Origin of the sequence: [Eubacterium] eligens ATCC 27750 (assembly GCF_000146185.1) — a bacterium.
In the GTDB taxonomy this organism is placed as follows: Bacteria; Bacillota; Clostridia; order Lachnospirales; family Lachnospiraceae; genus Lachnospira; species Lachnospira eligens.
On record NC_012778.1, the window covers coordinates 1,983,805 to 1,998,353 of the forward strand.

A 14,549-nucleotide genomic window follows, 5' to 3' on the forward strand; every position below is an offset into this window, starting at 1 on the left:
TTCCTGTTATACTTTAGTCCAAACACCTTCTGTTGCAATTCTTATTCTTAATAGTATAATGGACTGTCCTCCACAACAATCCTTACACCATTCTCACCTACATATCTTGAATTAGCCTTTATTGTACTATTGCTTTCAACAATACAGTTCTCAATATATGCATTGTCTCCAATATATGCATTGTTAAGAATAATTGAATTCTTGATTACACTGTTATTACCAATATATATCTTCTTGAATAACACTGAATCTTCAACAGTTCCGTTCACTATACATCCACTTGAAACAAGGCTGTTTCTTACATTAGCACCAAAATTGTACTTTGCTGGTGGTAAATCCTCAACCTTAGAATATACATCCGGATACTGCTTGAAGAAATAATCTCTTACATCCTTTTTAAGGAAGTCCATATTAGTCTTATAATAAGAATCTACTGTTGATATATTGCTCCAGTATGTATCAAGCTTATATCCATATATCTTCTTGACATTCTTATATCTTACAAGAATATCTCTTACAAACTCATGTCTGTCTTCTTCAGCAGCCTTCTCAAGAAGTTCAATAAGAAGTCTTCTTCTTATCACATAGATACCTGTTGAAACTGTTGAAAGATTAGTCTCTAATGGCTTCTCATCAATATCTGTGATTCTTCCTTCCTCTGTCATGGCTACTACACCATAACGGCCTATTTCTGAACGATCTTCTAAATTCTTGACGACAACTGTAATATCAGCCTTCTTCTCAATATGATACTGAAGCACCTTATTATAATCGAGCTTATATATACCATCACCTGATGCAATAACTACATATGGCTCATGGCTCTGCTTTAAAAACTGCATGTTCTGATATAATGAATCTGCTGTTCCTCTGTACCAGTTACTGCTCTCTGCTGTGATTGTAGGAGTGAATACAAATAATCCTCCCTGCTTTCTTCCGAAATCCCACCACTTAGATGAGCTTAAATGTTCATTAAGTGATCTTGCGTTGTACTGTGTAATAACTGCAACCTTCTGGATTCTTGAATTAGTCATATTGCTCAATGCAAAATCTATGGCGCGATAACTTCCGGCAATCGGCATGGCTGCAATGGCTCTCTTATTAGATAGTTCACGCATCATTCTGTTATTTCCGCCAGCTAATATAATACCTATTGCTTTCATTAATTATCACCTGCCTTAATTATTATGCCTCCGCCTGGTAACTCACCATTAGGGTAATCCTGTAATGTTGTCTCTCCTGATATGGCTGTATTCTTTCCAACCTTAACATTGTCTGGAATAACAGACCACTCACCGACGGTAACAAGTCCGGAATTATATATCTTAGGGAACTTAACATTCTCTGCTTCTTCACCAACTCCAAGTTCAACATTCTCTCCAATCGTTACATCTTCTGCGATTATTGACTTGGTTATTGTTGTGTTCTTTCCGATGTGTGAATTATTCATAATAATTGAGTCTCGGATTACACAGCCTTCTTCAATAACAACTCCCGAACCTATTACAGAATTAAATACTCTTCCGTATACTTCAGTTCCATCACCTATGATACTCTTCTCTATATAGGCATCTTTAGCAATATACTGTGGTGGGATTGTATCTGTCTTGGTGTATATCTTCCAGAATTCCTCATAAAGATTAAATATAGGAATAATATCTATAAGTTCCATATTAGCTTCCCAGTATGAGCTTAATGTTCCTACATCCTTCCAGTATCCGTTGTATTCGTAAGCAAATATTCTCTTATTATTATTAAAGCAGTATGGAATTACATGCTTTCCGAAATCGCATTCCTGCTGATCCTTAAGCTTGATAAGTGCATCCTTAAGAACCTTCCAGCTGAATATGTATATACCCATTGACGCAAGATTGCTCTTTGGATGTTCAGGCTTTTCTTCAAACTCTGTAATCTTATTATCGTTATCTGTAACAACCACGCCAAATCTGCTTGCTTCTTCCATAGGTACAGGCATCGCAGCAATTGTAATATCCGCATTGTTAGCCTTATGATAATCAAGCATTATCTTGTAATCCATCTTGTATATATGGTCACCTGAAAGAATAAGTACATATTCCGGATGATACTGCTCCATATACTCCAGATTCTGGTAAATGGCATTAGCTGTTCCTGTATACCATTCACTGTTCTGGCTCTTCTCATAAGGTGGAAGAACTGATACTCCTCCTACATTACGGTCAAGATCCCAAGGAATACCAATTCCTATATGCGTATTAAGACGAAGTGGCTGATACTGTGTTAATACTCCCACTGTATCTATTCCTGAGTTAATACAGTTACTGAGAGGAAAGTCGATTATTCTATACTTTCCACCAAATGCTACTGCCGGCTTTGCCACTTTAGAAGTAAGTACTCCTAATCTGCTTCCCTGGCCACCAGCTAACAGCATTGCAATCATTTCTTTTTTAATCATGCTATCACCTCTGATGTTAAATTTTTACTGCTTTTAGATATTTTGATTATATCATACTATTCTCATTAAGTAAAAAGAATTTCGAGTTTTTTATACACATTTTTATGCACATTTTCTAAATCGTATATTATATAATAAGAAAGGTTTGAAAAATAAGCCGATAAGACATACAATATAACAAACAATAATTTCAAGGAAGGAAAATATCATGTACAAGATTGATTTCAACAACCCTATCCATATTCACTTCATTGGCATAGGTGGTATAAGTATGAGTGGGCTTGCCAAGATTCTTTTATCTAAAGGTTTTTCTGTTTCAGGTTCCGATTCACACTCATCAGCACTTACTGACGAACTCATTGGGGACGGATGTCTGGTATCTGTTCCACAAAGTGCCGGTAACATAACTAATGATATAGATCTTGTTGTATATACAGCAGCAATTCATCCTGATAATCCAGAATTCAAGGCAGCTAAAGAAGCAGGACTTCCTATGCTTACCCGTGCAGAGCTTCTTGGCCAGATTATGACCGTCTATAAGAATGCAATTAATATTGCCGGTACTCATGGAAAGACAACAACTACTTCCATGGTCTCTGAGATACTGCTTGCTGCCAGCATGGATCCTACTATATCTGTGGGCGGTATACTTAACAGCATTGGTGGCAACACCAGAGTAGGCGGTGATAATTATTTTGTAGCAGAAGCCTGCGAATATACTAACAGCTTTTTATCATTTAATCCAACTATGAACATTATTCTCAATGTCAAGGAAGATCATCTTGATTTCTTCAAGGATATTGATGATATCCGTCATTCTTTTAAGCTTTTTACTGAAAAGCTGCCTTCTGACGGAACTCTTATCATCAACACTGACATTGATAATTATGAATATTTCTATCAGGATACTGACTGCGAGGTCATTACATTTGGCTCTGACCCTGCAAAGAGCATGTACAGTGCTTCTGATATCGCTTATGACGAGCTTGGAAGATGCACTTATTCTCTTCTTATTAATGGAGAGAAGGCTGACACTATAACTCTTGGTGTACCGGGGCTTCACAATGTTTACAATTCTCTTGCTGCTATTGCCGCTACAAGAAAGCTATCTGTTGATATGGAGCATATCAAGGCAGGTCTTTCTAACTTTAAGGGTACTAACAGAAGATTTGAGAAGAAAGGCACATTTAACGGTGTTACTGTCATTGATGATTATGCCCATCACCCTGATGAAATCCGTGCTACTTTAAGTTCTGCCGCACACTATCCACATAACCGTGTATGGGTAGTTTTCCAGCCTCATACATATTCGCGTACGAAGCTTTTATTTAATGAGTTTGCTGATGCATTAAGCCACGCTGACAAAGTTGTCCTCGCCAAGATATACGCTGCAAGAGAGACTGATACGCTTGGAATCAGCTCTGCTGACCTGTGCGAGAAGATTAAATCTCTCGGTAAGGAATGTGTATACATTGACAATTTTGAGGACATTGAAAAATATTTATTAAAAAATTGTATCAACGGTGACTTGTTAATAACTATGGGGGCCGGTGACATATATAAAGTCGGTGAGGACTTGCTTAAATAGTCGGTTTTCCACCTGCCTGAATTTTTTCAACAAAGTTATCCACATTATCCACAATTTTCTGTTACTTAATTGTGCAGAATGGTTGTGGATAATTTTTTATTATAGTCTTTTTTTAATTCCGCTTTTTACACGGTTCTCTGTATCTGTTTTTAATTTATCCACATTTTCCACATTTTCCACAAACCTCCTTTCCGCGCTGAACGCGCTTTGCATTTATTTTTTTCAGTGGTATAATCTGCTCATAACTTTTTTGGGGAGAATGATACCATGAATAATCTGAATTTATCTTCAGAGACTGCATCCGGTTATACAGCAGTTTCTGATCTTTTTATAGACGAATATGTTCCTTCTGCGAACGGTGATTTTGTTAAAGTATATCTTTATCTTTTAAGACTGCTTTCAAGAAAGAATAGTGATTTGAGTATCTCCTCTCTTGCTGATACATTTAACCAGACAGAGAATGATGTCATGAGAGCATTACGATACTGGGATAAGCTGGGGCTTTTAACTCTTTCCTATGACAGTAATAAAGAATTGTCCGGAATTACTTTCAGACAGCCTGATAATAAGCCTTCAGCACCTGACCCTGATGATACGAATATTATACATACTACTTTTAATGAAGCTTCTGACAGCATTCCTGATGCTAAGCCTGCGAAAGAACCTGAAAAGATTCCTTTAAAAGAATCTGTAGAACCTTCCAGAGTTACTGTTTCGCCTGATAAGCTCAGCGAATTATCATCTAATGATGATTTTTCAATGCTTGTCTTTGTTGTCCAGACATATCTTGGAAAGACTTTATCTGAAGGAGAAATTAATGCCATTGTTTACTTCTATGACACATTACATTTTCCGGCAGATCTCATCGAATACCTTATTGAATACTGCGTCTCTAAAGGCAAGACTTCTTTAAGGTATATAGAGAAGGTTGCTTTAGCATGGGCAGATGAAGGCATCAGCACCGTAGAAGCAGCTAAGGAAGAGGTTTCTAACCACAACGAGGTTGCTTACCGTATAATGCGTGCATTCGGAATAACAGGAAGAGAACCCGGTCAGGCAGAAAAGCAGCTTATTTCCAAGTGGACTGATGTATTCTGCTTTGATTCTGACATGATTATTGAAGCATGTAACAGAACTCTTAAAGCTACTCACCAGCCGAGCTTTGAATATGCTGATTCTATTCTTACAAAATGGAACTCTTCTAATATCCGTAATTCTGAAGATGTTAAAAAATCAGATGCCCAGTATGAGGCCTCTAAAGCAGCCAAGGTAATTAAGAACCCGGCATCACTAAAGCAGAATGCCAACCGTTTTAACAATTATCAGCAGCGCCCTAAGAAATCTGATGATTTTTACAATTCATTATTAAGCAATAATAATTAATTAGAAAGGAGTGTGTTATGCCTCTAACTAATACCCAGTATGACTCAATAATGAGAATATATGATGATATCCGCACAACCAACAGACATATTCAGGCTGACCGTTATAATGAAGCTGTTTCCGCTTGTCCATCTATAGCAGATATTGATTCTGATATCATAGATATGTCTGTTAAAAATGCCAGAGCCCGCATAGACACTGGTTCATCTGACACGACTACTGATGAACTGGCTGCTGCACTTAAGACACTTCATGAAAAAAGAGTATCTGCCCTGGCTTCAATTGGTAAGCCTGCTGATTATCTTGATGATATATATACCTGTCCTTATTGCAAAGATTCCGGGTATGTTAACGGAAAAAGATGTACATGCTTTAACAAAAAAGCTATTGATCTTATATATAAGGACTCTAATCTCAAGAACATAACTGAGAATGAGAATTTTGATACATTTTCATATAACTGGTATAATAACATCGATGTAGATCCTGCCACAGGACTCACACCTTATAATAATATGCAGAAGGTTGTCAGCATATGCCATGATTTTGTTGATAATTTTGATAAGAATTTTTCTAATCTGTTATTTATCGGTCAGACAGGTGTAGGCAAAACATTTCTTTCTAACTGCATTGCCAAAGCTCTTATGGATTCTTATCACAGTATTATATATTTGACTGCCGGTGAGTTCTTTGATTCATTTAAAAGCGGTGATTTTAAAGAGTATGGTAACTCTAAATTCGATACATCTTTCTTTACTGAATGTGACCTGCTTATAATTGATGACTTAGGAACGGAGAATTCTTCCAGCTATAATTTGTCGAATCTGTTTTACATTATTAATGAAAGGCTTCTTAGAAAGAAAAGTGTTATTATCTCTTCTAACCTTGATATGCCTGATATTGAAAGCAGATATTCTCAGCGTATCTTTTCAAGGCTTGTAAGTGCCTATTCTATTTTAAGAATTTTTGGTGATGACATCCGGTGTATGAAGAAATTATCAGCTAAAAACTCTTAACGATTATTTATGTCAAATATATCATTGACTTATTTCGCGTCAATGTTTATATTTTTATATGTATGTTTAATTATTATACTTTTATGGAGGATTATTTATTATGCCACGTGATGAAAGACACACAGAAACTATTCCCTACGGAACTTTAGGTATTATCCCATTAGCAAGCTGCACTGAAATGGGTAAGAAAGTTGACGAGTACCTTGTAAAGTGGAGAGAGCAGCGTCAGAATGAGAATACTTCTACCCTTAATTTTGCAGGATATAAGAGAGACAGTTACATTGTAAACGCTAAGACTCCTAGATTCGGTTCAGGAGAAGGAAAGGGCGTTCTTGTAGATTCTGTCCGTGGTCATGACTTATATATTATGCTTGATGTCTGCAACTACAGCCTTGAATACACTGTATGTGGTTTCAAGAATCATATGTCTCCTGATGATCACTATGCTGACCTCAAGAGAGTTATTGCTGCTGCAGGTGGTAAGGCAAGAAGAATTAATGTAATCATGCCTTTCCTTTATGAATCAAGACAGCACAAGAGAACAGGAAGAGAATCTCTTGACTGTGCACTTATGCTTCAGGAACTTACAGATATGGGTGTCGAGAATATTATTACTTTTGATGCTCACGACCCTAGAGTTCACAATGCAATTCCTCTTAAGGGATTTGAATCTGTATCATGCACATATCAGTTTATCAAGTATCTTCTTCTTAATGTAGATGACCTTCATATTGACAGCGAGCATATGATGGTTATCAGCCCTGATGAAGGTGGTATGGGACGTGCTGTTTACTTTGCCAATGTTCTTGGTCTTGACATGGGTATGTTCTACAAGAGAAGAGATTACACTAGGATTGTTAATGGTCGAAATCCTATCGTTGCACATGAGTTCCTTGGAACTAATGTTGAGGGCAAGGATGTTATCATCATTGATGATATGATTTCTTCTGGTGAAAGTATGATTGATGTTGCTTCTGAGCTTAAGAAGCGTGGCGCAAGCAGAGTATTCTGTGCTACTACATTCGGTCTTTTCACTAACGGCTTTAAGAAGTTTGATGAGGCATATGAGAATGGCATTATTGACAGAATCCTTACAACTAACCTTGTATACCAGCCATCAGAACTTCTCTCTAAGCCTTGGTACATCAATGTTGATATGAGCAAATATATGGCTCTTCTTATTGATACACTTAACCATGATTCTTCAATCAGCAATCTCTTAAGCCCGGTTGAAAGAATCCAGCAGAGAGTTAAGGAATATAACGAACTTCATTACGGAAAGTAATTAATAACAGAAATGGAATCTGACACATTTAAGCCAGATTCCATTTTTTAATTTCTTATTGCAGCATCATTCTTTGTTTCCGCTGGTCTGTCTGTACCAGAATTATTTCCAGCAGCTGTACTATCCTGCTTAGTGCTTGCAGTTGCATCATTATCCCTTACCGTTCCTGTTTCCATCTGACTTGAAGCCTGTGTATAATGATGACTGCTACTATTTTGCGTCTGCGTTACTGATTGTGTTTCTGTCTGTGTCTGTGTTACTGACTGAGTTTCTGTCTGCGTCTCTGTCTGTGTTTCCTCTTGATTTTCTTTGTGGCTATACTTTGGAAAATCTTTCTTTGCAAGACCATTATGTGCCTGTTCCATAAACTGTCTGAATATTTTCAAAGTCGCATTCTGAGGTATTGATGCCGGATAATCATATCCCTGCCATACTGCCAGTGTATAATATGCACTATATCCACAAAACCATGAATCATAATTAGAATTCGTCGTACCTGTCTTGCCCGCAACAATGGCATTTTCAGGTGCTGCTCCTCTTCCGGTTCCTTCTGTCACAACAGTTTTTAACATATCTGTCATCATCCTGCATGACTCTGAATCATATATATTCTCCTCACGGTTAGAAGTATCAAGCACCAGCTTTCCTCTATTATCGTATATTGAAACTATACATGTTACACGCCGGTACTTTCCATCATTAACTATCGTTGTATAAGCTCCCGCCATCTCTTCAGTTGATACTCCATATGTGAAACCACCGATAGCAATGGCATTATAATCCTTATCCATCCATATTTTATGGAATCCCTGATTAAGAAGATATGAACTGCCAACCTTGGGAGTTATCTCTTTAAGAACATTCCACGCAACAGTATTTCTTGAAAGGCTTACCGCTGTTCTTAAAGTTATATTTCCCATATAAGTTCCATCAGCATTTTTAGGACCATCCTGTATATACTCATCTGATACTATCGTATCAGGTGTATTCCCCTTTTGAAGATATGGAATATAGTCTAATATTGGCTTAATTGAACTTCCAGGCTGTCTGTAGCTTTGATATGCCCTGTTAAGTGTGTATCCCTCCAGCTCCTGACTTCTTGAACCTACAATAGCAACCACATTTCCTGTCATATTATCAATACATGTTGCTGCTGCCTGCATCTCATATATTCCATCCTTCATCGAAGTATAACTGTCCAGATTATCATCAACTGCTGACTGCAGCTTTTTCTGGATATTCATGTCTATGCTTGTATATACACTATATCCCCCTGATAATAATTTCTGCTGATACATCGTATAACTTTCTTCATAAAGCTTCTTATACTGGTCATAATCATCATCATTAATAAAATTTGTTCTGAATATAAATCCGCCTGCCTGCATCATTCCTTCCGTAGCACAATGTCTGGCATATGTTTCAACTGAATTATTCCTTGACGAAACAGGCTGCCTAGACAGCTCAACTTGTGAATCAAGTGCTGTATAATAATTCATTGAATTAATTATATCTTCATTATACAGTCTGGCCAGAATATTATCCCGTCGTTCTACAGTGTTATCAAAGTTAGTCAGAGGATTATATCTTGTAGGATTATTAGGTATTGCCGCTATAAATGCCTGTTCCGAAAGAGTAAGGTCTTTTACTTCTTTCCCAAAATATCCCTTTGCCGCAGCTCCTACACCATAATACCCATTACTAAAATATATGTTATTAAGGTAAAATTCCAGTATCTGCTCCTTGGAATATTTCTTTTCAATATCTCTCGCTACAAATATTTCTTTAACCTTTCGTTCCCATGTAACTTCCTGTGTAAGAAAAATATTCTTTGCCAGCTGCTGTGTAATAGTACTTGCTCCCTGCACTATCTCGTCATTTTCAGTATTTGCTATAACAGCCCTTATAATTGCTTTGAAATCAATTCCCTTATGTTTATAGAAATCCTTATCTTCCATCACTATAAAGGCCTGTTCTAATGTATCCGGGATATCTTCAATTCCCACATAATACATATCCTTAGATTCTCTCATTGTACAGAGTTCATTGCCGTCTGCATCATATATAACCGTAGTTCCCGACTCCATAAATGTACTGACAGAACTTTCATTAACCATTGTCTTTGCATCCTGTGCAAGACTGATTACTCTTATTATCTTCGGTAAAAACAACAGCAGGCCTGTAGCAATGCCTAACAAAAACACCAGCAGTATAATTCTTCTTATTAATCTGCGTCTTCTTTTCTTTTTTGATAATCTCTTTTTTGCCATTCTTCACCAATTTTTAATATCTGATTATTTGTAATATGTTACATAAACATTTCCACCCTGTGAAAACATTTTAGCGGCATCATTCATGGAAATATTTTTCTGCTCTCCGGTTAATGGTACAATATAAGCTATTTCACTTGAATTATATGCCACAATAACAATATATTCATTAGCTGCAACCTTTGCAATAACAGGATTTCCATTAGAAACACAGCTAAGCATTTCATCATATGACACACCAGAAACACTTATTCCCTTAACTCCATTTATCTTATTTAAAATATCAACTGCAGATTCTCCCTGCTGCATATATTCATATGCATTGATACCACCACCAAGATAATTACAAAGCATCTGAACAGCACTGGTAAGCGAATTTCCTGCTGACACAGCCGCAACTCCATCCACAGATGCCTGACTGCTTCTATATCTTTTCCACACAACCTTTGAATCACTGTCAATTACAGTTCCATATGTGTTGTTTGCAAGAATTATTGCAGATCCAAGCCCTGTTCTGCTGCCCTGAAACCTTCCATAACCATACACATAATACAAGCCTTCCCATACAAATGTATCATCAAGCTGAAGTTCAGTATTATTCTTAAATATAATTTCACCTGAAGTCCTTAAGCTGACATTTATATCAGCCACCTTAGTTGTTAGATCAATATACAATTCCTGTTTTCGTGCATCTGTGCTTATTGTTTCAGTACCTACGCTGTTATCAGCTACATTTTCATCCTTATTAATAAGCTGATCAATGCTTATTGAAGTATAACCATCCTCTGATTTAACAACTCTTGATAAGGTAATACGCATACCCTCAACCTCTGTTCCTGAAACATATATCCCCGGCTGCTCATACTCTTTTATTGTATTATAGTCGACATCAATAATGCCAACCTTATACATCGCATATACGCTGTTTCCATCCTGGGCAGATATTATATCTGACTTATGCGCCACACCATATATAAAATCCGACTGGATATAACCAAGTGCCCTCAGTGTATCACCATCTTCCGCCTTTATCTCAAAAGCACTGTCATTACTCATATTAAGTACTCTTATTGTATCTGTATTATAAATATCTCCTGAAACACTGTATGCAATAGCATCACCATTATCTGAAACAGCATATGTTCCATCCTTGAGATTATCTATCTCAATCATAAGCTCCTTACTGTCAAGGTCTACAGAAAATAATGTATCATCTATAAGAATATAAAATTTATCTGATGATACATATGCCACACCGCCCACATTCTCCGAAAGAATATTATATGGAACTGCAAGTGGTATAAAGAGCCTTTCTGTAACATCATTGTCAGCATACGAATATCTGCACATAGATACGCCTGTCTGCCCCTCGTGCTCACCCCTGTTCATATATCCTTTAACTATAAATGTACAATCACCATTCTCCTGTATATCGATAATCTTAATTGTATGAGCATCATAAGACTCCCGCACGGTATCCGTTTCTGCTCCATCAAAAGAAAATACCTTTGTAAACACCTTATTGCTGCTATTAAAACACCACAATGATCCCTGATTAACGAAATATGTATATATTCCTTTCTCGTCTGAATCACATAAAGCCTGTGTCGATGAATTAATTCCAAGGTTTATCTTTGATGAAGATGTAAGATCATTTTTAGCATCAAACACCTGATTCATTTCTCTTTCATAATTAAGAAGATAAAATCCGGTTGCAGTCTGCCTTATCCTATAGTACTCACTAACCCTGTATGTATCATTAGAGTCATAATCATTAGCTGCACCCACTCTGTATTCAAGCCTGATAATTGCTACATCATCCGTTATAGATATAATTTCCGGAATAATATCACTTTCAACAAATGGATCCAGATTTCCCCAATTTACCTGACTTATAGAACTATTAATATTAACCTTTCCATAGTTAGTATTATCCCCTATACTCGAAGTCTCAAGATATCCCGCAATTTCCTTGCTTCTGCTCTGGTCAAATGTAGCTGAATTAAAATCCAGAACAAAATCAATCTTCTTCTGCAAATCATACTCGCCACCATACATAATTCTAGTATAGTAGTATATTTCATCATGTTTTTCTGTCTTTAAAACAATCTCTAATGCATACTCTTTTCCTGTATCAATAAGATTCTTAATATTTAGGACACCTTCTATTGTACTTCCACTTTCAGAATAATTAGTGACCTCTGTATTCTCGATAAGTGACTTATCATCAAGTGCTCTTATCCTGTAAGCTACACCTTCTATCTGCTCCCCATATGTATGAATAATAACAGGCAGCTTCCTGTCCTTATTCACTGGGGTAATATTACCATAGAATAAAGTTGAATCAATCTCCATAGTATATCCATGAAGCAGATTAAACTCTCCCCCATTATCAGTTTTCATGGAAACTGTTGGAAGTGTAGCATCTGCCATTGTAGTAGCTGATGGCATTATCTGCTCAAATTTCATTGATATAAATGTTACGATAACTGTAACTAAAAATATAACTCCAAGTATAAAATACTTAGATCCTGATAGATTATAATTCCTGATTCTTTTCAATTTAATCCTCCAAAAGCTTCTTTAGCGTAAGGTCAATATTAAGCGCCCTGCTCATATTCTGTACTTCCTCATAAGCCTTTGCATCAGGCTTTCCAGTCTTAACAGCTCTTATAAGCAGATTCTTTGGTGTATGCTCCATGTCTATGAATTCGAGTATCTGTGTCTGGTAACCCTTGGATTCTAAAAGCTTTGCCCTTGCGCCATCAGTCGCTATTGCTGCAAATCTTTCCTTTAAGATTCCATAATCCATGACAGGTGAGAGAGTTTCATCCGCAATTGTTCTGTTTGCCTCATGCTGACAACAAGGCACAGAAAGTATAACCTTCGCCCCCCATTTTACCGCTTTGGCAAGTGCATAATCTGTAGCCGTATCACATGCATGAAGTGTTACAACCATGTCTACAGACTCAACACCCTTGTAAGAAGCAATATCTCCCTCATAGAAATCGAGTCTCTCATAACCATATTTCGTTCTTAACCGGTTGCAATGCTCAATAACATCTTTCTTTAAATCCAGTCCAATTATTCTTATATTGTATCCCTTAAGAACCTTAAGATAATAATACATTGCAAATGTAAGATATGATTTTCCACATCCAAAATCAATTATTGTCTGTTCTTTATCCTTATCTAACTGTGGCAGAATATCCTCTATAAATTCAAGGAATCTGTTAATCTGCCTGAACTTATCATATCTTGTTCTTACAATTGCCCCCTCTTTAGTCATAACTCCAAGATCAACAAGAAAATCCACCTTCTCGCCCTCTTTAAGAATATATGTCTTGGTTCTGTTGTGTGACATATCCTTCTGGCTCTTTATCTGTGCAAGCCTTTTATACTTACAGGTACATGCGCCCTTCTTAGAGCTAAGCACTGTAGCAGACGCATCTGTCATATTAAACTGCGCCTGTTTAAATGTGTTCTGCATATATTCTATAATTCTCGTCTTAATCTCTTCCTCTGAATAATTAGCATGAAGCACCTTTTTCCCTACGAATTCTGATGCCTGATATTTTATCTCATCTTTCAGCTGGACAGGACGTATCTTAACCCTCATCGCAGCTTCTTCATTCTTTACCCTCTGTCCGCTTATTGTAAGATCAATAAGCCTGTCATTAATACATTTATCTAAAAGCTCTTTTAATTCCATATCTGCCTCATCTTTTCTTGATTTATCCTCTGGATATACATAGTTATTTTAATCTCTTTAGACAAAAACCACAATAGCAAGTTTTATGCCTTAAAAATCATCATCAGAAATCCTCATTATATATCGGTGTTGAAAGCTGTATATCCGTCACTCCCCTTGTCTCGTCATAATTCATTGTTATATTAACATTTATCTTGTTCTTTCCTATGCTTACAGAATCCTTAACGCTTTTAGCGTAAGCATACACAACATATGAATCCTGTATCTGTCCCGTAGTCACAGTCTTTGCACCCAGCATCTTAAGCATTCTGCCGCTGACCTCGCTCTTATCATACTGTGACATATCCCCAGCAATGCTTCCTTTCATGCTGACTGTTACATGAGTATCTATTCCATATTCCTCTAACACCTGTTTCATCAGCTTTTCATAATCTGAAGTGCTCTCAAATCCCTTATACAGTTCTATATCAGTTATAAAATATTCTCCTGTACTGCTCTTTTTTATTGATATATCTGCACTCCCATTAACTGATTGCTGTGTAAGATATATTCCTGTTTCATCCTCCGTTATATTATATCTGTTAAGTCCCAGAGTCTTTGCCATCTGTGTCATCATCAGCTTCTTTGCAGTATCCGACATTCCATTGTCAAGCTTTCCTGTCGCTGATATATCGGCGCTTATATCATAGTAAACATTTTCACAAAATGTATCTACAACATCCATTGTCTCACCCTTTATGCCCTTGTATACAAGTCTGCCGGCAAATACTGCCCATATAATTACTGCGGCTGCTATCATCAGCCTCTGAAATCTATATATCTTTACCATATAAAAAACCTCCCATCACCTGAAATATTCCC

The 14,549-nt window shown here is 36.8% G+C and carries 10 protein-coding genes; 4 read left to right on the top strand and 6 right to left on the bottom strand.

Features of this window, described 5'->3' with window-relative positions:
- Positions 1-47: 47 nt before the first annotated feature.
- Both glgD and EUBELI_RS09220 read right to left on the bottom strand, forming a co-directional pair.
- A complete protein-coding gene (gene glgD / locus EUBELI_RS09215; protein ID WP_012740138.1) occupies positions 48-1,163 on the bottom strand; it encodes a glucose-1-phosphate adenylyltransferase subunit GlgD in 1,116 nt (371 codons plus the stop codon).
- Positions 1,163-2,434, bottom strand: a complete 1,272-nt coding sequence (locus tag EUBELI_RS09220; RefSeq protein ID WP_012740139.1) for a glucose-1-phosphate adenylyltransferase — start codon at positions 2,432-2,434, stop codon at positions 1,163-1,165. Before EUBELI_RS09220 ends, glgD begins: the two co-directional genes overlap by 1 nt.
- A 208-nt stretch (positions 2,435-2,642) precedes the next feature.
- On the opposite strand from EUBELI_RS09220, the gene murC reads away from it, so the two are divergent.
- The 4 genes from murC to EUBELI_RS09240 all read left to right on the top strand — a co-directional run bounded on the left by murC (position 2,643) and on the right by EUBELI_RS09240 (position 7,706).
- Positions 2,643-4,022, top strand: a complete 1,380-nt coding sequence (gene murC, locus EUBELI_RS09225; protein WP_012740140.1) for a UDP-N-acetylmuramate--L-alanine ligase — start codon at positions 2,643-2,645, stop codon at positions 4,020-4,022.
- Between the two features lie 267 nt (positions 4,023-4,289).
- Entirely contained in the window at positions 4,290-5,405 is a 1,116-nt protein-coding gene (locus tag EUBELI_RS09230; protein ID WP_012740141.1) for a DnaD domain protein, read from the top strand.
- A gap of 17 nt (positions 5,406-5,422) precedes the next feature.
- Complete coding sequence (locus EUBELI_RS09235) at positions 5,423-6,421, top strand: ATP-binding protein (protein ID WP_012740142.1); 999 nt, start codon at positions 5,423-5,425, stop codon at positions 6,419-6,421.
- A 100-nt stretch (positions 6,422-6,521) separates the two neighbouring features.
- Positions 6,522-7,706, top strand: coding sequence for a ribose-phosphate pyrophosphokinase (locus tag EUBELI_RS09240; RefSeq protein ID WP_012740143.1), 1,185 nt, complete (start codon positions 6,522-6,524; stop codon positions 7,704-7,706).
- A 47-nt stretch (positions 7,707-7,753) separates the two neighbouring features.
- Here EUBELI_RS09240 and EUBELI_RS09245 read toward each other — a convergent pair whose 3' ends face one another.
- The 4 genes from EUBELI_RS09245 to EUBELI_RS09260 all read right to left on the bottom strand — a co-directional run bounded on the left by EUBELI_RS09245 (position 7,754) and on the right by EUBELI_RS09260 (position 14,517).
- Positions 7,754-9,976 carry a transglycosylase domain-containing protein gene (locus EUBELI_RS09245; RefSeq protein ID WP_012740144.1) on the bottom strand — a complete coding sequence of 741 codons (2,223 nt, stop codon included), beginning with the start codon at positions 9,974-9,976 and terminating at the stop codon, positions 7,754-7,756.
- 24 nt (positions 9,977-10,000) lie between these two features.
- Positions 10,001-12,538 (bottom strand): cysteine peptidase family C39 domain-containing protein, encoded by a 2,538-nt coding sequence (locus EUBELI_RS09250; protein WP_041688302.1) that lies wholly within the window; start codon positions 12,536-12,538, stop codon positions 10,001-10,003.
- A gap of 1 nt (position 12,539) precedes the next feature.
- Positions 12,540-13,688 carry a class I SAM-dependent methyltransferase gene (locus tag EUBELI_RS09255; RefSeq protein WP_012740146.1) on the bottom strand — a complete coding sequence of 383 codons (1,149 nt, stop codon included), beginning with the start codon at positions 13,686-13,688 and terminating at the stop codon, positions 12,540-12,542.
- A gap of 103 nt (positions 13,689-13,791) precedes the next feature.
- Complete coding sequence (locus EUBELI_RS09260) at positions 13,792-14,517, bottom strand: YwmB family TATA-box binding protein (protein WP_012740147.1); 726 nt, start codon at positions 14,515-14,517, stop codon at positions 13,792-13,794.
- Positions 14,518-14,549 lie beyond the last annotated feature (32 nt).